This window comes from Streptomyces graminilatus, from assembly GCF_001418565.1.
Classification (GTDB): Bacteria; Actinomycetota; Actinomycetes; order Streptomycetales; family Streptomycetaceae; genus Streptomyces; species Streptomyces graminilatus.
Genome location: NZ_LIQQ01000235.1, coordinates 25,630 through 47,266, shown reverse-complemented (window position 1 = coordinate 47,266; position 21,637 = coordinate 25,630). Strand labels below are relative to the sequence as shown.

At 70.1% G+C, this 21,637-nt stretch carries 16 protein-coding genes; 7 read left to right on the top strand and 9 right to left on the bottom strand.

Features of this window, described 5'->3' with window-relative positions:
• Window positions 1–219 precede the first annotated feature (219 nt).
• From AOK08_RS20510 to AOK08_RS20500, 3 genes are all read right to left on the bottom strand, one after another.
• A complete protein-coding gene (locus tag AOK08_RS20510; protein ID WP_055527954.1) occupies window positions 220–513 on the bottom strand; it encodes a putative quinol monooxygenase in 294 nt (97 codons plus the stop codon).
• 30 nt (window positions 514–543) lie between these two features.
• On the bottom strand, window positions 544–3,141 hold the full coding sequence (locus tag AOK08_RS20505) for a glycoside hydrolase family 32 protein (RefSeq protein WP_055527952.1): 2,598 nt from the start codon (window positions 3,139–3,141) through the stop codon (window positions 544–546).
• A gap of 238 nt (window positions 3,142–3,379) precedes the next feature.
• Window positions 3,380–4,435: a carbohydrate kinase family protein gene (locus AOK08_RS20500; RefSeq protein ID WP_055527950.1), complete on the bottom strand. Its 1,056-nt coding sequence runs from the start codon at window positions 4,433–4,435 to the stop codon at window positions 3,380–3,382.
• Between the two features lie 260 nt (window positions 4,436–4,695).
• On the opposite strand from AOK08_RS20500, the gene AOK08_RS20495 reads away from it, so the two are divergent.
• The 5 genes from AOK08_RS20495 (at window position 4,696) to AOK08_RS20475 (ending at window position 11,617) form a co-directional block, all read left to right on the top strand.
• Window positions 4,696–5,724 carry a sugar ABC transporter substrate-binding protein gene (locus AOK08_RS20495; protein ID WP_055527948.1) on the top strand — a complete coding sequence of 343 codons (1,029 nt, stop codon included), beginning with the start codon at window positions 4,696–4,698 and terminating at the stop codon, window positions 5,722–5,724.
• 239 nt (window positions 5,725–5,963) lie between these two features.
• Window positions 5,964–6,959: an ABC transporter permease gene (locus AOK08_RS20490; RefSeq protein WP_055527945.1), complete on the top strand. Its 996-nt coding sequence runs from the start codon at window positions 5,964–5,966 to the stop codon at window positions 6,957–6,959.
• Window positions 6,956–7,792: an ATP-binding cassette domain-containing protein gene (locus tag AOK08_RS20485; RefSeq protein WP_055527943.1), complete on the top strand. Its 837-nt coding sequence runs from the start codon at window positions 6,956–6,958 to the stop codon at window positions 7,790–7,792. Before AOK08_RS20490 ends, AOK08_RS20485 begins: the two co-directional genes overlap by 4 nt.
• A 72-nt stretch (window positions 7,793–7,864) precedes the next feature.
• Window positions 7,865–8,887, top strand: coding sequence for a LacI family DNA-binding transcriptional regulator (locus AOK08_RS20480; RefSeq protein ID WP_055527938.1), 1,023 nt, complete (start codon window positions 7,865–7,867; stop codon window positions 8,885–8,887).
• 315 nt (window positions 8,888–9,202) lie between these two features.
• Window positions 9,203–11,617 carry an ATP-binding protein gene (locus AOK08_RS20475; protein ID WP_055527934.1) on the top strand — a complete coding sequence of 805 codons (2,415 nt, stop codon included), beginning with the start codon at window positions 9,203–9,205 and terminating at the stop codon, window positions 11,615–11,617.
• Between the two features lie 79 nt (window positions 11,618–11,696).
• Here the strand turns inward: AOK08_RS20475 and AOK08_RS20470 are convergent, their stop codons facing one another.
• Window positions 11,697–12,905, bottom strand: a complete 1,209-nt coding sequence (locus AOK08_RS20470; protein ID WP_055527933.1) for a fructose-specific PTS transporter subunit EIIC — start codon at window positions 12,903–12,905, stop codon at window positions 11,697–11,699.
• 296 nt (window positions 12,906–13,201) lie between these two features.
• Window positions 13,202–14,413 (bottom strand): chymotrypsin family serine protease, encoded by a 1,212-nt coding sequence (locus tag AOK08_RS20465; protein ID WP_157876738.1) that lies wholly within the window; start codon window positions 14,411–14,413, stop codon window positions 13,202–13,204.
• 779 nt (window positions 14,414–15,192) lie between these two features.
• Here AOK08_RS20465 and AOK08_RS43380 point away from each other — a divergent pair.
• Window positions 15,193–17,109 (top strand): PAS domain S-box protein, encoded by a 1,917-nt coding sequence (locus AOK08_RS43380; protein WP_079054154.1) that lies wholly within the window; start codon window positions 15,193–15,195, stop codon window positions 17,107–17,109.
• A 215-nt stretch (window positions 17,110–17,324) separates the two neighbouring features.
• On the opposite strand, the gene AOK08_RS20455 is transcribed toward AOK08_RS43380, so the two are convergent.
• The 4 genes from AOK08_RS20455 to AOK08_RS20440 all read right to left on the bottom strand — a co-directional run bounded on the left by AOK08_RS20455 (window position 17,325) and on the right by AOK08_RS20440 (window position 21,041).
• Window positions 17,325–18,629: an MFS transporter gene (locus AOK08_RS20455; protein WP_055527931.1), complete on the bottom strand. Its 1,305-nt coding sequence runs from the start codon at window positions 18,627–18,629 to the stop codon at window positions 17,325–17,327.
• Window positions 18,626–19,837, bottom strand: a complete 1,212-nt coding sequence (locus tag AOK08_RS20450) for a PLP-dependent cysteine synthase family protein (protein WP_079054153.1) — start codon at window positions 19,835–19,837, stop codon at window positions 18,626–18,628. Before AOK08_RS20450 ends, AOK08_RS20455 begins: the two co-directional genes overlap by 4 nt.
• A gap of 107 nt (window positions 19,838–19,944) precedes the next feature.
• Window positions 19,945–20,370, bottom strand: coding sequence for a hypothetical protein (locus AOK08_RS20445; protein WP_055527927.1), 426 nt, complete (start codon window positions 20,368–20,370; stop codon window positions 19,945–19,947).
• 161 nt (window positions 20,371–20,531) lie between these two features.
• Entirely contained in the window at window positions 20,532–21,041 is a 510-nt protein-coding gene (locus tag AOK08_RS20440) for a hypothetical protein (RefSeq protein WP_157876737.1), read from the bottom strand.
• Window positions 21,042–21,203: 162 nt separating this feature from the next.
• On the opposite strand from AOK08_RS20440, the gene AOK08_RS20435 reads away from it, so the two are divergent.
• A complete protein-coding gene (locus AOK08_RS20435) occupies window positions 21,204–21,626 on the top strand; it encodes a hypothetical protein (RefSeq protein ID WP_055527914.1) in 423 nt (140 codons plus the stop codon).
• The last annotated feature ends 11 nt before the right edge of the window (window positions 21,627–21,637 follow it).

The window sequence follows — 21,637 nt, the reverse complement described above, 5'->3', positions numbered from 1 at the left end:
GACAGCGACGGTTTTCGGCCTCGCCCGGACAGGCCGGACGGGGCCAGGCAGCGCGGGGGCTGGCAGGGCGGGGCCAGGGCGGTCGGGCTCGTGGTGGGCAGGCCCGGAGAAAGCGGACAGCGGCATGACGACGCGCCGGTGCCGGGCCCGCGGCGCGGGCCCGGCCGACGTCGGATCAGGTCACGTCAGGTCAGGTCAGGTCAGGTCAGGTCAGGTCACTCACGTCACCGGATCGAGGAATGTCAGCACCGAGGCGTCCTCCTCGATCAGCGGGGTGAGGACCGCGTTGAACGGGGCGCCGTACGGTGCCTTCAGGTGTGCCTGGAAGGCTTCCTCGTCCTCGTACACCTCGAAGATCCAGAAGGCGCGCGGGGCCGCTGCCTTGGTGTAGACGTCGAAGGCCAGGTTGCCCTCTTCCTCGCGTACCTTCAGGGCGTAGTCGCTGATCAGGCGGGCTACCTCGTCCTCCGCTCCCTCTCGGGCGGTGAACTCGGCCAGCAAGGTCTTCTTCACGGACTCGTTCTCCTCATTCTTCGTTTCGCGTTACTTGTGGGCCGGGTCGAGGTGCCAGACCACCGCCCTGTCCAGCTTCGCCGAGCCGTTCTCCGCGAAGACCTGCACCCCCTGGCTGGCCGGGGCCGGGAAGATCTGGTCGGTGATCACGGCCTCGCCGGTGCCGCCGAAGACCTCGACCGAGGACCAGTCGACCAGGATCCGCAGCTTCACCTTGCCGTTCTTGGCCTTCAGCGGTGCCGTCTGGATGCCCGGGAAGGTGCTGTCGAAGTCGACGGCGCCGGAGTGGGTGCGGTCGACGTACAGCTCCTGTGTCGTGGTGTCGTAGCCGATGACCGTCTCGTCGCCGTTCGCGCCGGTGCGTACCTTCAGACCGAAGCGGTCGGCGTCGGCGTCCTTGAGGGAGAAGGTCGCCTCGATGTCGAGTGCCTTGCCCCTGGCCGCCGAGCCGATGAGCGTCTTCGTGGTGTTCTTGACGGTCATGGGTGACGCTGTCGCCGGGCTCTTCTCCCTGAGGGTCTCCAGGCTGTCGACCGGCTTGCTGGTCAGCCGGACGCGGCCGTCGACCGTACGCAGGGCCATCTCCCGGGGGACGCCCTGCGCGCCGCGCCAGGGGGAGGTGGGGACGGCGCCGCCGTAGTCCCAGTTGTTCATCCAGCCGATCATGTACCGCTTGCCGTCGGGCGCGTCCTCCCAGGACACCGCCGCGTAGTAGTCCTTGCCGTAGTCGGCCCAGTCGGCGCGCTGGACGATGGACCTCGCGGCCGTGTCGGCGGTGGTGAACCGGTCGGCCAGGATGTGGCCCCAGCCGGACCTGTTCATGTCTACGAGCTGGATCCTCGCCTTCTTGCCTGCGTAAGCGCGCAGGTCGAAGGACGCCCAGTCCAGGGTCTCGCTGTTGGCGCCGGTGGCGCTGCGGACCACCTTGCCGTCGACGATCAGGTTGACGGACGTCTCCTGGGAGACCGGCTGGGCCTTGGTGTCGGAGAGCATGATGTGGTCGACGTCGAGGTGGCCCCAGCCGCCGGTGTTCTCGTCGACGATCCTGATGCGCGCCTTCTTGCCCGCGAGGTCGCCGACGTTCCAGGAGGCCCAGTCGAGCGCCTCGGAGTTCTTTCCGGTGGCGCTGCGGACCACCTGGCCGTCCACGAGCAGTTCGATCGCGGTCGGGTCGGCCGAGCCGACGGGGTGATTGCCGCCGCCCACAAGGAAGTTGACGTACTTCTTGGCGATGGTGAACTCGGGTGACGTGAGCGTGCCCGTCGTGGAGTCGCCGTTCAGGTAGGAGTTGACCAGGCCGCCGCCCAGGAAGCCGGAGACCTGCTGCTGGTTGGGGAGTGTGCCGTTGGCCGGTGCCGAGCCGAAGGCGTCCCCGGTCGTCGTCCAGTCGCCGTAGGTGCCGCCCTCGAAGTCCGCGAGGATTGTGCCCGCAGGCGGGGGGCCCTGTTCCATGACCGTGCCGTCCACGTGCGGGTGGCGTCCGCCGCCCACCTTGAAGTTCAAGTAGGCGCTGCCGACCGTGAATTCGGGCGACGTGAGGGTGCCTGTGGTGGCGTCGCCCGCGTGGAAGCTGTTGGCCAGGCCCCTGCCGTCGAAGCCGTCGACCGCGCCCTGGCCGTCCACCGCGCCGGCCGCCGGTCCGGCGCCGAACGCGCTGCCGGTCGTCGTCCACGTACCGAAGTCCGCGCCCTCGAAGTCCTGCGTCACCGTGCCCGCGGGCGGGGTGTACGTGCCCTTGTCGTCGGCGGTGAATTTGTTGCCGTCGAAATCGCCTACGAAGTACTGGGCGGCCGAACCACCGGCGATTCCACCGGGGTTGATGTTGACGACCAGGACCCACTTGGTCTTCTTCTTGTTCCCGTCGACCGCGAGCGGGAACAGGTCCGGGCACTCCCACACGCCGCCCGTCGCGCCCGCCGGGCCGAACTCGCTCTGCGCGGTCCAGTCCTTGAGGTTCTTCGACGAGTAGAAGCGCACCTTGTGCTCGGCGGACATCGACACCGTCATCAGCCAGCTCTTCGTCGGCGCGTACCACTGGACCTTCGGGTCGCGGAAGTCCTTGGAGCCGATGTCGATGACGGGGTTGCCCTGGTACTTCGTCCAGGTACGGCCCCGGTCGGTGCTGTACGCGAGCGACTGCGACTGGATGCCCGTGGCGTTGTTGTTGCTGGTGTAGATCGCCACCATGGGCGGGTTCTTCTTCGTGCCGAACCCCGTGGTGTTGTCCCGGTCGACGACCGCGCCGCCGGAGAACACCATCTCCTTGTCGTCGTGCGAGAGGGCGAGCGGCAGTTCCTGCCAGTGCACCAGGTCCTTGCTGACCGCGTGGCCCCAGGACATGTCTCCCCAGGAGTTGCCGTTGGGGTTGTACTGGTAGAAGAGGTGATATTCGCCCTTGTAGTACACGAGGCCGTTGGGGTCGTTCATCCAGTTCTTCTGCGGCGTGAAGTGGAACTGGGGCCGGTAGGTCTCGGAGTACGGCGGGGTGTCGGCGGCCACGGCCTGGGGTGCGAGCGCGGCGAGCGGGGCGAGCGGGGTGGCTGACAGGGCACAGACCGTCGCCGCCGTCGCCACCACCGCCCCGATCATCCGGGTGCGGGCATGCCGGGATACACGTCCAAGGCTCATGGTGCCTCCTGTGCTACGGCCGTCCGTGCGGCGGAGCCTGCCTGCCGCACGGTGCGGGTCCGGCCGAAAATGACGCCCTTGCCGACGCCGTCGTCCACGGCGTCGGCAAGGAAGTGTCATCGTTGACTTGTGTCATCGATGACACCGAGTGGCCCGATGATGAACGCAACCCGGCCGGTGCGTCAACGCTTCGGCAGTCATGGTCTGTTGAGCCGCAGGTTCGCCATGTGTTCGCCCGTCAGGCGCGGTCGGCCCCGGCGAGCTGCCCGAGCTGGTGCTGCCACGGCGGGTTGGGGCCGGCTACCGAGCAGGTCAGGGCCGCTACGCGGGCGCCGAAGCGGCAGGCTTCCTCGACGTCGTCCAGGCCGAGATCCGTCAGCCGGCCGCCCAGCAGCCCGCGAGTGCCGAGGTGGTGCAGCAGTCCGGCGGTGAAGGAGTCGCCCGCCCCGACCGTGTCGACGACGTCCACCGGGACGGCGGGCACCCGGACCCGTTCGCCGTCGAGCGAGGCCAGCGCGCCTTCGGCACCGAGCGTGATCACGACGAGCCGGGCCCCGGCCGCGTGCCAGAGGTCGCACGCCTGCTCGGGCGGGGTGCCCGGCAGCAGGAGTTCCAGGTCGTCCTCGCTCAGTCGCAGCACGTCGGCGAGGGCGCACCAGTGCGCGAGCCGGGCCCGGTAGACGTCGGGGTGGACCAGCAGTGGCCGGACATTGGGGTCGATGCTGATGGTCGTACGAGGGGCCGCCGCCGCCAGGAAGTCCTCGACCGCCGTCGCACCGGGCTGCTGGACCAGGGCCAGGGAGCCGGTGTGCAGGCATGCGGTTTCGGACATGTCGACACCGGCCAGTTCCTCCGGCGTCCACTGCCAGTCGGCCGTGTTCCGGGCGTGGAAGGAGAACGCGGCCTGGCCCCGGGCGTCCAGCTCCGCCACGGCGAGCGTGCTGGGCTCCGCCGCCTGGACGGCGTCCGACAGGTCCACCCCGGACGACTCCAGATGGGCGCGGAACAGGCGGCCGAACACGTCGCCCGACAGACGGGCGAGGAAGCGGGCCGGGGTGCCGAGCCGGGCCAGGGAAACCGCCGTATTCGCAGGTCCGCCGCCCGGCAGGACGCGCAGGGTGAGTTCGTACGAGGGGCTCGCGGGTTCGTTCGCCGGTTCGTTTGCGGCTTCGTTCGCCGGTTCGTTCATGGGCTTGTTCAGGGGCTCGTTCAGGGGCACGTTCGAGGGGCTCGTGGGCTCGGCGAACGCGTCCGCGACGCACTCCCCCAGGACGGTGATCTGGCACGGGCTCATGGGCGGCTCTCCTCTGACGGGCGTACGGGCGTACGGGCTCACCGGTCACGTCGGAGGACGGCTGCCGGACAGCCTGGTGGGCGGCGGGCCCGTGGACGTTTGCCGATTTGTGACGAGCGCAAGGCATTGACGTTTCCGGGAGGCGGAGTCCATCATCCTCGCCAGGCGGTGTCAACGATGACATAAGTCAACGATGACACTCCTGGGGGGCGTGCTCAGGCCCCAACTCCGTGCCGCTCCCTATCCCACAGGAGTCGATCATGTCTCGCACCACTCGCCTGTCCTCCACCCTCGTCAGAGTCGCGGCGGTCTCGGGCGTCGCGGCCCTCACCCTGACGGCCTGCGGCCCCGGCGCCGGCTCCGGATCGGGCTCGCCGAGTTCCGGCTCCGGCTCGGGCGCGGTCAAGGTCGGCCTGATCACCAAGACCGACACCAACCCGTTCTTCGTGAAGATGAAGGAGGGCGCGGAGCAGGCCGCCAAGGAGAACGGCGCCCAACTGTCCACCGCAGCGGGCAAGTTCGACGGCGACAACGCCGGGCAGGTCACCGCCATCGAGAACATGGTCGCCGCCGGGGTCAAGGGCATCCTGATCACCCCGAGCGACTCCAAGGCGATCGTGCCCGCGATCGAGAAGGCCCGCGCCAAGGGCGTCCTGGTCATCGCCCTGGACACCCCGACCGACCCGCAGAGCGCGGTCGACGCACTCTTCGCCACCGACAACCTCAAGGCCGGTGAGCTGATCGGCGAGTACGCCAAGGCCGCGATGAAGGGCAAGACGGCGAAGATAGCCGCGCTCGACCTCGCGCCGGGCGTCTCCGTCGGCGTCCAGCGCCACGACGGGTTCCTGAAGGGCTTCGGCGCCGCCGAGAAGGACGTCGTGTGCGCCCAGGACACGGGTGGTGACCAGGCCAAGGGCCAGACGGCGATGGAGAACTGCCTCCAGAAGGAGCCGGACATCAACGTCGTCTACACCATCAACGAGCCGGCCGCGCTGGGCGCGTACACCGCGCTGAAGGCCAAGGGCCGGGAGAAGGACGTACTGATCGTCTCCGTCGACGGCGGCTGCACCGGCACCCAGGCCGTCAAGGACGGCAAGATCGCCGCGACTTCGCAGCAGTATCCGCTGAAGATGGCCGCGGAGGGGGTCAAGGCCGTCGTGACGTTCGCCAAGGACGGGAAGAAGGCGTCCGGGTACACCGACACCGGGGTCACGCTGATCAGCGACAAGGCGCAGGGCGGGGTGGACTCGAAGGACACCGGGTACGGCCTGGAGAACTGCTGGGGCTGAGCGGGGCGCTCCGCTGGGGGCGCGGTGGTTTGCTGCGGGTCCGGTGGGGGCTGGTCGCGCCCGCGCGGCGGAGCCGCACATCGACACAGCCCCGCGCCCCTGAAGGCGCCCCTGCGGGGCGGCCTTCAGCTCCGGGCGGCCTTCGCCTCCGAGCGGCCTTCATCCGAACCACAGGCGCCCCCGCCGCACAGTTCCCCCGCCCGCCGACAAGGACATCTGTCTTCCGACAAGGACTTCGCATGACAGCCACGACCACCCCGTACTCGGAGCTCAAAGCGCCGACCACGGTCCGCAGACTGCTCACGGCGCCGACCACCGGACCGCTGGTCGCCCTTCTTCTGGCGTGCGCCTTCTTCTCGCTCTCGACCGAACAGTTCCTGACCGGCGGGAACTTCTCGCTGATCGTGCAGCAGGTCATGGTCGTGGGCACCCTCGCCATCGGGCAGACGCTGATCATCCTGACCGCCGGTATCGACCTGTCGTGCGGGGCGGTGATGGCGTTCGGCAGCATCGTGATCGCCAAGATGGCCGCCGAGGGCTCCCTGCCCCCGCTCGTCGCCATCGCCCTGGGCATCGCGGTCTGCGGAGGGTTCGGGCTGGTCAACGGGCTGCTGGTGCAGAAGATCCCGCTGCCGCCGTTCATCGTCACCCTCGGCATGCTCAACGTGGCGTTCGCACTGACCCACATCTACTCCGAGGAGCAGACGGTCAGCAACCTGCCCGGGCCGCTGACCGCCCTCGGCGAGACCTTCCCCCTCGGCCACACCGACATCACCTACGGCTCCCTCGTCACCATCGGCCTTTTCCTCCTGCTCGCCTACTCGCTGAGCAACACCGGCTGGGGGCGCCACGTGTACGCGCTCGGCAACAGCGCCGAGGCCGCGCGGCTGAACGGCATCCGTACCTCCCGCCTCACCATCGGCATCTACACCGTGGCCGGTCTGCTGTACGGCATCGCCGCCCTGCTGCTCATCTCCCGTACCGGAGTGGGTGACCCGCAGGCCGGGCAGACCGACAACCTCGACAGCATCACGGCCGTGGTCCTCGGCGGCACCAGCCTCTTCGGCGGACGCGGCTCGGTGCTCGGCACCTTCATCGGCGTCCTCATCGTGGGCGTCTTCCGCAACGGGCTCCAGTTGATGGGCGTCGCGTCCATCTACCAGACCCTGATCACCGGAGTCCTGGTGATCCTCGCGGTGACCGTCGACCAGCTCTCCCGGAAGAAGGCCCGATGACCGCCAACTCCTCCCCCACGCCCGTCCTTCAGGCCCGTGGTCTGGTCAAGCGGTACGGCCAGGTCACCGCCATCGACGGCGCCGACTTCGACCTGCTGCCCGGCGAGGTCCTCGCCGTCATCGGTGACAACGGCGCCGGCAAGACCAGTCTGATCAAGGCGCTCACGGGTGCCGTGACCCCGGACTCGGGCGAGATACGCCTCAACGGCGAGCCCATCACCTTCTCCGGTCCGCAGAGCGCTCGCGCCCACGGCATCGAGACGGTGTATCAGGATCTCGCCGTGGCCGCCTCCATGGACATCGCCTCGAACATGTTCCTGGGGCGCGAACTGCGCCGCCCCGGCGTCCTCGGCAGTGTCTTCCGGATGCTCGACAAGAAGCGCATGCGCCAGGAGGCCGCCGAGCACATGGCCGACCTGAAGATCGGTCTGCGCTCGCTGACGCAGTCGGTGGAGACGCTCTCCGGCGGGCAGCGGCAGGCCGTCGCGGTCGCCCGGTCCGTCGCCTGGGCCAGCAGTGTCGTCGTCATGGACGAGCCGACGGCCGCTCTCGGCGTCAAGGAGTCGGGGCAGGTTCTGGACCTGATCCGCAGGGTCCGCGACAAGGGCATGCCGGTCGTCCTGATCAGCCACAACATGCCGCACGTCTTCGAGATCGCGGACCGGATCCACGTGCACCGCCTCGGCCGGCGCGCCGCCGTGATCAAGCCCTCCGACTACTCCATGGCCGAGGTCGTCGCCATCATGACCGGCGCTCTGACCGTCGACGCGGCCGGAGATACTGTCGTAGCGGATTCCGAGGCGGCGAAGGCCGCCGGAGTCCAGGCCACCTGACAGCACAACCCGGATCTCCTGGTGTCCGGCCGAGGCCGCGGCCGGAACCGGAGCCCACAGGACGGTTTCTCCATGGCAGCGAACCGCCGCCCCACCCTGACCGATGTCGCCCGCGAGGTCGGTGTCAGCGCCAAGACGGTCTCCCGGGTCCTCAACGAGGACGGGCCCGCCTCCGCACAGACCAGGGAGCAGGTGCTCGCCGCGGTGGCCAGGCTCGGCTTCCAGCCGAACCTCATGGCCCGCAACATCCGCGTCGGCGGGCCCGACACCACGGTCGGACTGGTCGTCCCCGACCTCGGGAACCCCTTCTTCGGGGCCGTGGCCCGAAGCATCGAGGACACGGTCCGCGACCGGGGCCTGACCTTGCTGATGGGCTCCTCAGCGGACGACCCCGAACGCGAACGCGCGCTCACTGACAAGTTCCTCGCCCGGCGGGTCAGCATCCTGATCGTCGTACCGTCCGTCGGCGCCGACCACGCCCACCTCAAGTCCCACCGTACGGCCGGACTGCCGGTGATCTTCCTCGACCGGCCCGGAGTCGGACTCGCCACGGACAGCATCGTCAGCTCCAACCGCGCCGGAGCCCACGACGGCGTCGCCCACCTCGTCGCCCACGGGCACCGGCGCCTCGGTTTCGTCGGCGACCTGCCCCTGAAGCTGTACACGCGCCGGGAGCGGCTGGCCGGCTACCGCTCGGCGTTGCAGGAGGCCGACATCCCCTACGACCGCTCACTCGTCGTCAACGCCCACGACCAGCGGGACGCCGAGGCGGCGACCGCCCAGCTCCTGCGCCTTCCCGATCCCCCGACGGCCCTGTTCGCCGGCAACAACATCGTGGCGATGGGCATAGTCGCCGAACTCGCCCGCAGCAAACGCAAGGACGTCGCCGTCGTCGCCTTCGACGACCTGTCGCTCGCCGAGGCACTCGAACCGGCCCTGACCGTCGTCGCCCAGGACGCGGAAGAACTCGGCAGGGCAGCGGCGACCACCGCCCTGACCCGGCTCGACGGCGATCGCACCCGGGCTCGCACCATCACCGTGTCCACTCGGTTGATCGTCCGGGGGTCGGGGGAGCAGGCGGCGCCCAAGGCGTAGGCGGCTCGGCCTTGCCCCGACCCGCCCGGCCTGCCCTGACCTGCCCTGCCCTGACCTGCCCTGACCTGCCCTGGCCTGCCCTGGCCTGCCCTGGCCTGCCCTGGCCTGCCCTGGCCTGCCCTGGCCTAGCCTGCCCTCACCGGGCTTCGGGGTCGGGTAGCCGTTTCGTTCCACAGAGTCAGCACATCATCGGACATACAGCCTGTTGACTCAGAATTTCGTCCGCCTTAACCATGGATCTCTGCCTTTCGCACAGAGTTGGGCTTCCGGATCCGACGCCTCTCCCCTCACGGAAGCACTCCATGGAAGGTGGCGATGACGAACGCACCCGAGTCGAACCTTCCTTCGACCAAGACCGCTTCGGCCGCCGTTGCGACCCCCACCGGTGACAACCTGCCCGCCGCGCTGACCGCCTTCGTCGGGCGGCGTCGGGAGATCACCGAGATACGCCGGCTGCTGACCACGGTGCGGCTGGTGACGCTCACCGGGATCGGCGGTGTCGGCAAGACCAGGCTGGCGCTCGCCGTCGCCGGGGCGAGCGGGAAGGCGTTCCCGGACGGTGTGTGGCTCGTGGACCTGGCCTCGGTCCGGGATCCGGCGGCGGTGGCGGCCACCGCCGCGAGTACGCTCCGGGTTCCCGACCGCCGCACCACGTCGGATCTGGCCAGGCTCACCGAGCACCTGGCCCGGCATCGGGCACTGATCGTGCTGGACAACTGCGAACACGTGGTCGAGGCGTCCGCCGAACTGGCCGGCGCCCTGCTGAAGGCCTGCCCGAAGCTGCGGGTGCTGGTGACGAGCCGCGAGACGCTCTCCGTCATCGGCGAGCACGTCTTCATCGTCCCTCCGATGCCGGTGCCCGACGAAGCCGTGGAGTTGTTGCGGGACCGCGCGACGGCGCTCGGGGCGGACTTCCGCCTCACGGAGGCGAACCAGGCCGAGACCGCCCGGCTGTGCTCCCTCCTCGACGGGCTGCCGCTGGCGATCGAACTGGCGGCGTCCCGGCTTCGTACGCTGTCCGTGGAGCAGTTGGCGCACCGGCTGGAGGACCGCTTCGCGCTGCTGACCGGGGGCTGCCGGACCACGCATCCACGCCAGCGCACGCTGCGCGGGATGATCGAATGGAGCTACGAGCTGTGCACCCCGGCGGAGCGGGTGCTGTGGCACCGTCTGTCGGTGTTCACCGGCGGGTTCACGCTGGACACCGCCGAAGAGGTGTGCCCGGACGACGGACTGGCGGGCCACCTGGTGATCGACCTGCTGGACCGGCTGGTGTCCCGGTCCGTCGTCCTGATGACCCAGGGGGACGGACCGCCCCGCTACCGGCTGCTGGAGACGATCCGTGAGTACGGGCGCATGCGCCTGGCCGCGTCCGGCGAGCACCCGAGAATGACGCGCCGGCACCGGGACTTCTACCTGGACCGCGCCGAACGGCTCGCCGGCCGGTGGTTCGGGCCCGGCCAGCAGGAGGCGCTCGCCTGGCTGCGCGCCGAGCACGCGGATCTCGTGACGGTACTGGAATGTCCGCCCGCCGAAAGCGACGACGGTGACGGTGAGGCCGCGCTCCGGCTGGCGGTGGCCCTGCGGTACCACTGGTGCGCGGACGGCTTTCTGACCGAGGGGCGCCGGCAGTTCGACCGTCTGCTCGCGATGGACTCCCGCCCCACCCCCGTACGGGCCAGGGCCCTGTGGTGCGCCGCCTGGGTGGCGCTCCTTCAGGGCGACCTCACCGGAGCGGAGGAACGACTCGACGCCGCCCAGGAGTTGGGCGAGCGGCTCGCCGACCGGTCCCTCGAACCCGTCGTCCAGGGCCTGCGCGGCGCGCTGGCCGCCTTCCGGGGAGAGCCGCTGGAGGCCTTGTCCTGGTACGACGCGGCCCTGGCCGCGCAGCGGCCCGCGGGAGACGGCCCGGATGAGCTGTTCTGGCTGTTCCAGCGGGCCATCGTCCAGGTTCATCTCGGCTGCCCCGGGGCCTCGGACACCAGCGCGCGGGCGGTGGAGGTCGCGGAGCGGCACGGCGAACACCTCTACCGGTCCTACGCTCTTGGGGCACTGGGCTTGGCTCTGTGGGCCCGCGGCGACGAGGAGAGGGGCCTGGCGCGTACCCGGGCCTCGCTGGAGATCCTCCGGGGCTTCAACGACTACGCCGGCACCGTGATGTCGCTGGAGGTCTTCGCCCGGATCACGGCGGCCCGTGGCGAGTACGAGCGGGCGGCGGAACTGCTGGGCGCGGTGCGGGCGTTGTCACGGGCCACGGGTGTCTGTGCCGCGAACGCCTCGGGCGGGCTGCACGCCCAGTGCGAGGAAGCCGTCGCGGGCGTGCTGGGCCCCACGGGCTACGAGAAGGCCCTCGCCCAGGGCCTTCGCTACGACAGTCCCGCCCGCGCCATCGCTCTCGCCCTCGGCACGGACACCGGCACCGGCACCGGCACCGGCACCGGCACCGGCAGCGTCGCGGTCACGGGCAGCGTCGCGGGCGGCGGCAGTGCGGTCGATCCGAGTACCGCCGGGCCCGACGACGCGGACCGGCTGAGCCGTCGGGAGCGGGAGGTCGCCGCGCTGGTGGCCAAGGGCATGACCAACCGGCAGGTGGCCGGCGCGCTCGGGCTCTCGCCGCGGACCGCGGACACCCATGTCGCGAAGATCCTGTCCAAGCTCGGTTTCGTCTGCCGTGCCCAGATCGCGGCCTGGTGGGCGGAGAGCCGGTCGCCCTCGCGCGAGGGCGGGTGAGACACCCACGCGTGCGGACGGCTGAACCGGCCTCGGGGCGTCTGCCCGGGGCCGGTTCAGCTGTGCCGGTCCGTGCGGGTCAGACGCGGCCGGCCGCCACGACCCGCTTCCGGTTGCCTGCGGCCCGTACCGGCTTCGCCGCCACCGGAGCGGTCCGCCGCAGGCTCTTGAGCCCGACGGTGACCGCCGTGGTGACGAACACGCCGGCCAGGACGGCGACGGCGAACAGCAGCGGCTTGCCGATGTGGGTGGCGGCGAAGACCCCTCCGTAGGGGTACGAGATGTTCGTACCGAAGACCATGACGAGGCTGCCGGTGGTGGCGCCGCCCAGCATGGTGGCCGGCAGCACGCGCAGCGGGTCGGCGAGGGCGAAGGGGACCGTGCCCTCGGGGATGAAGGCCAGCCCGAACAGCCAGGCCACCTTGCCGTAACGCCGTTCGGACTCGCTGAACAGCTTGCCGCGCACCAGGGTGGCGAGGGACAGGGCGATCGGGGGGACCATGCCGGCGGCCACGACGGCGGCCATGATGACCATGTTCTGCGGGGCGAGCTTCGACGGGTCCGAGGTCTGCATCATGACCGAGCCGTAGGCGACGGCCGCCTTGGCGACGGGGCCGCCGAGGTCGCTGCACGCCAGCGCGCCGAGCAGCAGGCCGAGCGCGACGAAGTTGTGGAACTGCACCTGTGTCAGCTCCGTCTGCAACCACTCCACCAGGGCTTTCAACGCCGTTCCGGCGAACGCGTACATCACGGCGCCGGTGAACACCACGGCCACCATCGGGACCACCACGGTCGTCGTGATCTCACGAATCCGCTGAGGCACGGGGATCCGTACGAGGGCGAGGGTGGCCGTGCCCGCGAGGAGACCCGCGACCAGCCCGCCGAAGGCGCCCGCCTCGATGCCCAGGGCGGCGAAGCCGCCGAAGAGACCGGGGATCACGCCCTGCCGGCCGGCCAGTCCGTAGGCGATGTACCCGGCGACGGGCACCGGGAGGACGTACAGGGCGGTGAGGGCGATCTTGAGCATCAGGGCCGCCCAGGTCACAGGGAGCGTCCAGTCACCGGTCATCAGGGCCTGGGAGGCACCGTCGGCGATGTACGGGCCGCCGAGCGCGAGGGCCAGGATGACCAGCCCCCCGGCGCTCGCGACGAGCGGACCGAGGTAAGGCGTACCGGATCTCAGCCAGCCGCCGAACCTCGCCACGAAGGAGAGGTTTTTCGTCACGCCCTGGTTCATGGGAATGGTGGCGACGGCCGGGGTGTGGAGAGGGTCGCTGAGGTGGGCCATGGGGATGCTCCGATCTGGGGATGGCGCGCGGCGGGCAACCTGGATGGGAAGAGGAACGGCCGGTTCGTCGAGGCGATGCCCGGCCGGATCGCGGATCACGGATCACGGATCGCGGATCGCGGATCGCAGAGGGGACTGACGTCCTTCGAGGGCCCGGGACGGGCCGGGAGGTGGTCCCTGACGGTGCCGCCCACTGCGGGGGCCGGCACCGTCAGGGACACCGGAAGCGACTCGCGAGCCGCTTACGTGACTTGCGTGGCTTGCATGGCTTGCGTGGCTTGCATGGCTTGCGTCACTTACAGGGTCATGACGTAGGCGCCCGAGTAGTTCTGAATCGCGCCGATCTTCACGCCGACCATGTTCACCGGGTTGCCGCAGCAGTCGTTGCCGTTGCCGGAGTTCATGCCGACGATCCAGGCCGCCGACCAGGTGCCGTCGGTGGTGAAGATGGGAGCCCCGGAGTCACCCGGGATCGCGAGCTGGCCGTTGTTGTACCAGGGCCAGTTGGTCCCACCGCGCTCATAGACGAAGCCCTGCCCGTTCTTGATGCAGACGTCGGTGCCGCCGTAGCAGAGGGAGAGGTCGTTGTTGGAGATGGGGTGGCCGCAGTGCAGGAAGGTCCTCGCGCCGCTCACGCACACCTGGAGACCCTGCTGGGACTGCTGCGTTCCATGGACGAACATCTTGTCCTGGCTGTCCCACGAGTACCCGCTGTAGATCTGCGCCGTGTACGTCTGCTCACCGATCAGCTCGGTGTCGATGTCCGCGAACCTGAAGCTGACCCGGCCTTCGAGCGCGCCGTTGCCGCCCGCGGGGTTCTTGTTGTAGATGTTCGTCCAGAACCCGAAGCAGTGTGCCGCGGTCGTCATGTACGAGTTGACCGAGTTGGGGAACTGCATCGCGAACCCGGCCGAGCAGAGGCCGCCGTCGCCCTTGGTCAGCGCGTTTCCGCCGAAGAAGGGTGCCCAGTCGGTGAAGCGGGTCGCACTGGGCGTCCAGCGGGTGCCACGGATCTCGATCTTGCCCGGGTAGGCGGCGACCAGTGCCTTCGTCACCGACGCGGGAGCGTCGGTCATGACCCGGATCTTGTCCTTCTGCGCGTTGTACTCGACACCGACGCCGTACTTGTCGGCCTCCGAGCTCCACTTGCGGTTCGTGACCGTTTTCTCGATCTTGGTCAGCTGGCTCTTGGTGAACTGGCTGGTCCTGACCTTGATGTCGGCGGTGGCGGGGAGCGCCGCCCTGGCCGCGCTCTGCTGGGCGGCGGACGTTCCGGCCGGCAGGGCGAGCACCGCGTCGGAGGTTCCGAAGACCCCGAGGGCGGAGTGCTTGTCGGCGACCGAGTCGACCTTCTTCCACTGCGACTGGCTGAGCGTCTGCGAAGGCGCCGGGGAGGGGGATCCGGTGGCGGCGGAGGAGACGGTGGGAACACCCAGCGACACCATCATGGCGAGGGCGCCGCCGGCCACCAGGCTGGCGACGCGTCTCGTTCTGGTCGTCGTTCTCATTGTGCTTCCTTCCATGAGGGCGGGCCTGGGAGCGGGATCCGCCGCAGTTCTCCCCGGGGAGGGGAGGGTTCGGTGTGGGATCCGGACCGGGGGTTCTCCGAGCTCCTTCGCCGTCGACAGCCGCCGGGAGCACACGCGAGAGTGCGGCGGCGATCGACGAACACCCGCGCTTCGTGGCTTCTGGGCCGGGGGCGGGGGAACCTGATCCGATGTCCTGGCGGCCACCTGCGTCGACGGAGGGGCGGTGTCGCCGCCGGATGGCGGGGCCGGACACTCGAAGAGAATCGCAACAGGGGGGCGCCGCCCTCAATGCGTAGTTCTACCGAGTCCTACCCACGTAGGCGTCCGGAGCGGAGCGATCTACCCAGTCGGTCCCTGTCTGGGTAGGACGCGCCCCGCAGCGCGTAGCCCGCATGCCGGGCTTCGCGGAATGTTCGAGGCGAACGGACCACGGTGGGTGTTGGTGGTCCGGTCGCGGGACTGGCCGCAGCGGACGGTGCGGTCCATGGGGCCGTCGATGTCGCGGGCGAAGGGCAGGCGGACGTTGTCGGTGGCGGTCGGCAACCGTTCGGTCCGGCTGACGGGCACGGGTGCGGCGAGCCGGCAGTGGACTGTCGGCTGACGCCCTCGTGGTGAGGTGAGTACCGGCTCGCCGCCGCCCGCAAGGGGTTACGACCACATCTGACGGAGCCACACCTCCCTGACGGACGCAAAATGTCGCGAACGGTCACTTCGCGACAAGGCGCCCGATCTCCGCACGGTTGATGCTGAGATGCGGCATGGAACCAGGCAGTGGTGAGACCCACTCCAGCATGATCCCGGTGGCCGAGGAACCGTTTCGCGCGCTTCTTGAAGCGGCTCCCGACGCCATGGTGATCGTGGACGACGCCGGCATCATCCGGCTGGTCAACGCCCAGACCGAAGCCCTGTTCGGTCATCCCCGCAACGAACTGCTCGGCCGTCCCATCGAGATGCTGGTGCCAGAACGTTTCCGCGCTCAGCACCCCGGTCACCGCCTGGGCTACTCCGCCAACCAGCAGGTCCGCCCGATGGGCGCCGACCTGGACCTGTACGGGCTGCGCCGGGACGGTGCCGAGTTCCCGGTCGAGATCAGCATCAGCCCGCTCCAGACCCCCGACGGACTGCTGATCTCCGCCGCCGTACGCGACGTCAGCGAGCGGAAGGCGGCAGAGGCACGCTTCCGTGCCCTCCTGGAAGCGGCGCCGGACGCCATCGTCATCGTCGACGACACCGGCACCATCCAGCTGGTCAACGCGCAGACCGAGGCCCTGTTCGGCTACCGGCGGGAGGAACTCCTGGGGCAGCGGGTGGAGATCCTGGTCCCCCAGCGGTTCCACCATCACCATCCCGCCCACCGCCACGGCTACGTCGACAACCGGCGCGTGCGTCCCATGGGCGCCGGACTGGAGCTGTACGGGCTGCGCCGCGACGGCGCCGAATTCCCGGTCGAGATCAGCCTCAGCCCGCTGGAGACCCCGGAAGGCACCCTGGTCTCCGCGGCCATCCGCGATGTCACCGAACGCAAGGAAGCCGAAGGCCAACTCGCCGAACTCTACGAACAGCAGCGCCACGCCGCACTGACCCTGCAACGCAGCCTGATGGGCTCGCCCACCCCCCTGCCCAGCATGGACACCTCCAGCCGCTACTTCCCCGCACGCCAGGGCCCGGGCGTCGGCGGTGACTGGTTCGACCTGATCACGCTGGGCGGCGGCCGTATGGGAGTGCTGATCGGGGACGTCATGGGCCGGGGCCTGGAGGCCGCCGCCGTCATGGGCCAGCTCCGCTCGGCCTCCCATGCCCTGGCCAAGACCGGCATGCCGCCCTGGCAGCTGATGCGGGCCCTGGACGCGGTCGTCAGCGAACTGCCCGACCAGCTCGTCACCTGCTGCTACCTGGTGCTGGACCCCGACGAGAGCGCCCTGACCGTGTGCTCGGCCGGCCATCTGCCGGTGCTGGCGGTGGACCCCGCGGGCCAGGTGCGCAGACTCCCGGTCGACGTCAGCGTGCCGCTGGGCGTCGGCGACGTACCCCACCAGGAGACCCGGCTGACCGTACCGCCGGGCTCGGTCCTGGCTCTCTACACCGACGGCCTGGTGGAAACCCCCACCAGCGACATCGAATTGCAGATCGACGCCCTCGCCATCGCCCTGGAGAAGGCCGTCGCCGACACGACCTGCCTGGAGCAGGCCGCCGATTGCGTTCTCACCGCGCTGCTGCCCGACCCCCAGGACTACAGCGACGACGTGACCCTGCTCCTGGCCCGCATCCCGCCCGCCCCGGTGACCGCCGTGTCCGCGGTCCTTCCGGCGCAGCCCATCAGCGTGGGGGAAGGACGCCGGTTCATACGCCGCACCCTGCTGGACTGGGACTGCGAGCCCCTCACCGACACCGCCTGCCTGCTGGCCTCCGAGCTGCTGTCCAACTCGGTGCGCCACGCCTGCGACCCGCTGCGGCTGCGCCTTCGGCGCACCAGGGACGAACTCCACATCGAGGTCTGCGACGGCAGCCCGGTCCTGCCCCGCGCCAGGACCGCGGGCCCCGACGAGGAGTCGGGCCGCGGCCTGGCCCTCCTCGACCAACTGGCCTCCACCTGGGGCACCTTGCTCGCCGAGGAAGGCAAAGCCGTGTGGTTCTCGCTCCCCCTGACAGGAAGCACCGGCCACCGCCCCGCCTGACGGGCGGCCCCTCCCCCACCGACCGGCAGAATGAGGGGGTGTCCCTCGCCGGTCGACGCCGTGAACTGGTCCGCGACACCCAACCCGACGGGCCACCAGTGCGACGACCCGGAACGCGTGGCCCACGCGCCACGGAAACAGTCATGGCGCGGGGCGAGCGGTGTTGGGCCGCTCGCCCCGCTCCGGGGACGGGACAGGACGGAACGGGTTCCGGGTCAGGTCACCGCCGGCTGGGACTCGGGAGCCTCGTGGGTCAGGTGGCCGGACCTGTTCAGTCCGTACAGGGAGCCGGCGCAGGCCAGGCCCAGGACGAGCAGTGCCAGCCAGGGCAGTGCGGACATGCCGGCCGACCGTGCGGCGTCGAGAGCGGCACCGGTGAGCAGGTTGCCCAAGGTGATGCCGACCCCGCAGATGGTGTTGTAGAGGCCGTAGTGCGTGGCGACGAGGCGGTCGCCGGAGAGCCGGACGATGGTGTCCATCTCGAAGGGGTACGCGATCATCGTGCCCAGTGCCAGCAGCAGCGCGGCCAGCGTCGGCGGGACGGTCGCGAGCAGCCCGCGCCCCACCCCCTCGTCCGGGACGGGCAGGGCCGTCGCCACGAGCAGCGGCACGAAGGCCACGCCCATGGTCAACAGCCCCCAGGCCAGGGCCTGTCCGGGCGCCGTCCGGGCCTTGCACCAGGCGGTCACCCGGGTCTGGCCGAAGATCGTCGCCAGACCCGAGGCCGCGAAGAGCACCGCGACGGCCGCGGTCGCGAACTCACCGTCGCCGCCCAGGCGTCGTACCTCCAGCGGCAACGCCAGGTACACCTGGAAGGACAGGACGTACGAGCCGATCATGGCCGTGGCGAAGAGCAGGAACGCGCGGTTGCGCAGGATCCCGGCCCACTGGGCCGGCACCCGCTCGCGACGCCCGTCGGGCTTCGCGTCCGCCGCGTCGTCGTCCGCACGCCGGGCGGGCAGTGAGCGGATCTGTACGACGCTCAGCAGCGCGAAGACCGACGCCGAGGCAAGGCAGGTGATCCGGAAGCCGATGCCGGTCAACAGCATCCCCACCAGCGGGCCGAGCAGGATGCCGGCCTGGTAGAAGACGTTGAAGAGGGCGAACGCCTCGACCCTGCGCTCCCCCGCGTCGGCCGCCAGATAGGCGCGTACGGCCGGATTGAACAACGCCCCCGCGAAGCCGGTCGCCGCCGAGGCCACGAGCAGCGCGGGAACCGAGTCGACCAGGCCGAGGGTGGCGAAGCCGACGGTGCGCAGGACGCACCCCGCGACTATCAGCGGTTTGTAGCCGAACCGGTCGGCAAGGGTGCCGCCGATGAGGAACATGCCCTGCTGGCTGAAGTTCCGTACGCCCAGGATGAGTCCGACGAGCCATCCGGCCAGGCCCAGGGATCCGGACAGGTGGGCGGCCAGGTACGGCATCAGCATGTAGAAGCCGAGGTTGATGGTGAACTGGTTCACCATGAGCAGTTGGACGCTGCGTTCGTAGGAACGGACCTGCGTGAACGTCGACTTCATCGCGCCCCGCCTTCGGTTCCGGCTCCGCCGTCGGTTCCGCCGTCGGTTCCGCCGTCGGTTCCGCCGTCGGTTCCGGTTCCGGCTTCGGCTTCGGCTTCGGCTTCGGCTTCGGCTTCGGCTTCGGCTGAGTCCGTCGGCAGGGAGACCGGGTCGCTGACCGTCGTACAGCGGGTCCAGCGGGTGACTTCCTTCTCGTTCGGCCTGCCCACCACCTCCGGTTCCGGTGCGGGCGTCATCCCCAACAGCCCTTGTCCGGCGCAGTATTCGTCGTCGTAGACGGTCTCCAGGTATCGCTGGGGTCCGTCGGGGAAGATCGCCACGATGCGGGTGCTCGCAGGAGTCGTACGGGCGAGCCAGCCGGCCACCAGCGCGACCGCGCCGACACTCCACCCGCCCGTGGCGTAGTGCGAGGAGGCCAACTGCCTGCACGCCCAGACGGATTCGGCCGGTGCCACCCAGTGCACCTCGCTGAAGTTCTCGTACGCGACGTTGCGCGGGTAGATGCTGGAGCCGAGGCCGCGCATCAGGCGGGGCCGGGCGGGCTGGCCGAAGATGGTCGAGCCCACGGTGTCCACGCCGACCAGATTCATCCCGGGGTAGAGCTGGCGCAGAACGCGCGAGATGCCGGCGGAGTGGCCTCCGGTCCCGACACTGCAGACCAGTGTGTCGATGTGCCCCACCTGCGAGGCGAGTTCGAGGGCGAGCGGGGTGTACGCGGAGACGTTGTCCGGGTTGCCGTACTGGTCGGGACACCAGGCTCCGGGGTTTTGCGCCAGCAGTTCGGCGACCCGGTCACGGCGGGCCTGTTGCCAGCCGCCGGTGGGGTGCGGCTCGTGGACCATGTCGACAGTGGCCCCGTACGCCGTGAGCAGCCGGGTCATGGACGGTTCCAGGCCCGGGTCGGTGACCAGGGTGACGGGGTGCCCGTAGACCATTCCGGCCAGGGCCAGGCCGAGGCCGAGCGTGCCGCTGGTCGACTCGATGATCGGGCATCCCGGGCGCAGGTCGCCGCGGGCTCGGGCCCGTTCGGCCATGTGGAGGGCGGGACGGTCCTTGATGCCGCCGGGGTTGAAGCCCTCCAGCTTGGCCCAGAAGCCCCGGCCGGGCGGGGAGAAGGGCTGGGACACGCGCAGGACAGGGGTGTTGCCGACCAGCCCGGGGAGGGTGGAGACGGCGGGGGTGAAGTCACTCGTGGTCAGAGAGTGCATTTCTCTTCGCTTCTTCTCTTTCGCTCTCGCTCAATGCGGATGCGATGCGGATGCGGATGCTTTTCTCGCGCGGCGGTCCGGCCGGGGCCGGCCTGCCAGGGCGGCGTCTATACGCGCCACTGGCAGAGGCGGACGAGAGCTGACCGGCCACCGCTCGGCGGGAGTCTTCGCGTGGCATCACGGGAGTCGTGCGAGAGGAGGTCCGACCCGTCGCCCGCCCGCGAGACGGCGGTGGTCGCGGACGGGCGGACGGGGGTGGTCGAGGACTTCGAGGTCGTGGCCGCCTCTGAACCGGCGTCGTGACAACTGTCGGGAGAGTCCGGTGCGTCAAGCACCTTGCTGTCGGGGCTCTTCGCTCGCGGCTGGACCTCACTCGGCGCGGCGGCTGAGCGACCGTACGGCTGCTCCGAGGCATGCGGCTGATCGCCCAGGCACACCGGCATCGCGAACAGCAAGGCGTAGAGCAGGGCGTACAGCGCGGTCAGGGCGAGTCGGCTCCTGTGGACCAGGACGGTGTCCGGGATGGGAGGCACATGTTCTCCGTGCGGCGCCGCCCTCGCCGAAGGATCACGGCAGGGGCAGGGATCAGTGGGGGGGGAGGTGAGGAAACAGTCGTCGACCGGCCCCAGAGCGCACGGCAGCGCAGCTCAGCGCAGCGAAAAGTGGGAGGTGACCGGTTCGGAGAAGCGCTGACCTAGATACGCAGAATCGCGGAGTCCGCCGCGTGCGCCGCCGGAGTCGCGAAGTCCCGAGCCGCTGTGTGATGGGCGTGCGCCGGCCGGGACAGGCTGTCCTCATCGCTGCTCACCGGGCTCAGCGCGGCCACGCAGGGCTCGCCGGCACCGGGCCCCTGCGGAGGCTGCCCGAGCCCGCACTCACCACCGGCGTGGTGCTGCCCGTGCCCCTCGTGGTCGCCCCCCGCCGGATCGTACGGAGCGTACGGAGTGTGGGGACTCCCGCCCGGGGACAGTGCCGACGTCGCACTCGCGACCATTTCCTGGTCCACGGTGGGCGTGACGTGAGCGGCGGATACCGCGACCACCGCGACGCCTTCGCCGTACGAGAGGTGACGTACCGTCTCATCGGGGCTGACGGCGTGCGTATACAGCAGGCCGAAGAGGAGCAGGCCCAGGCCCACCATGCGCCGCAGAACCGCTGTCGAGCGGCTCCGTTGCACACCGGAGGGCGACCAGGCCGTAATCACGCCGTGATCCTAGCCCTCTCCCGGAAGCACGCCCGCCTCGAACTTCGCGGGCCCCGCGTAAACAAGCCATCTCGCGGAACCAACCGTGTGCAGGCTCAACGCACTTCATCGACTGCAAACATCGGACAAACCCCACGGGGGTATGCTGATCGGGTGGAGGCGATGTCGGCAGCAGCGGCACGGGCAGCCCGCGCGGGCTTCGCGCGCTGGGCGCGCGGCGTCGTCATCGTGCTGTGTGCCGCCCTGGCCGTGCTGGTCCACCACGAGGCCCCCGCGGTCGCCGTCGGCTCGATGCCCTCCGCCTCGCACGCGAGTTACTCGGAGCACGTCATGCCCGGCATGACAGGCCTGGCAGGCATGACAGGCATGACAGGCATGTACAACGCTCCCGACAGCGCCTGCGCCGCCCCGGGCATGGAGCACTGTGCCACCGCGGGCATCGAGGTGGTCAAGCTCGCTGCGCCGTCGCAGGGGCATGCCGGGCAGCCGGCAGACCCGTACGAAGCCCACGCCGGCCCGGTGTCCGCCGGGACGGTCGGCCGCGCGCCACCCGACCTGTCGGTCCTCTCCACGCTGCGCATCTAGGCCGCGTTAAC

Coding starts and splice junctions, on each gene's coding strand:
- AOK08_RS20490 (WP_055527945.1), top strand. CDS start 5,964: ATGACAGCCACGACCACCCCGTACTCGGAGCTCAAAGCGCCGACCACG.
- AOK08_RS20495 (WP_055527948.1), top strand. CDS start 4,696: ATGTCTCGCACCACTCGCCTGTCCTCCACCCTCGTCAGAGTCGCGGCG.
- AOK08_RS20450 (WP_079054153.1), bottom strand. CDS start 19,837: ATGCACTCTCTGACCACGAGTGACTTCACCCCCGCCGTCTCCACCCTC.
- AOK08_RS20485 (WP_055527943.1), top strand. CDS start 6,956: ATGACCGCCAACTCCTCCCCCACGCCCGTCCTTCAGGCCCGTGGTCTG.
- AOK08_RS20505 (WP_055527952.1), bottom strand. CDS start 3,141: ATGAGCCTTGGACGTGTATCCCGGCATGCCCGCACCCGGATGATCGGG.
- AOK08_RS20470 (WP_055527933.1), bottom strand. CDS start 12,905: ATGGCCCACCTCAGCGACCCTCTCCACACCCCGGCCGTCGCCACCATT.
- AOK08_RS20465 (WP_157876738.1), bottom strand. CDS start 14,413: ATGAGAACGACGACCAGAACGAGACGCGTCGCCAGCCTGGTGGCCGGC.
- AOK08_RS43380 (WP_079054154.1), top strand. CDS start 15,193: ATGGAACCAGGCAGTGGTGAGACCCACTCCAGCATGATCCCGGTGGCC.
- AOK08_RS20475 (WP_055527934.1), top strand. CDS start 9,203: ATGACGAACGCACCCGAGTCGAACCTTCCTTCGACCAAGACCGCTTCG.
- AOK08_RS20435 (WP_055527914.1), top strand. CDS start 21,204: ATGTCGGCAGCAGCGGCACGGGCAGCCCGCGCGGGCTTCGCGCGCTGG.
- AOK08_RS20455 (WP_055527931.1), bottom strand. CDS start 18,629: ATGAAGTCGACGTTCACGCAGGTCCGTTCCTACGAACGCAGCGTCCAA.
- AOK08_RS20500 (WP_055527950.1), bottom strand. CDS start 4,435: ATGAGCCCGTGCCAGATCACCGTCCTGGGGGAGTGCGTCGCGGACGCG.
- AOK08_RS20480 (WP_055527938.1), top strand. CDS start 7,865: ATGGCAGCGAACCGCCGCCCCACCCTGACCGATGTCGCCCGCGAGGTC.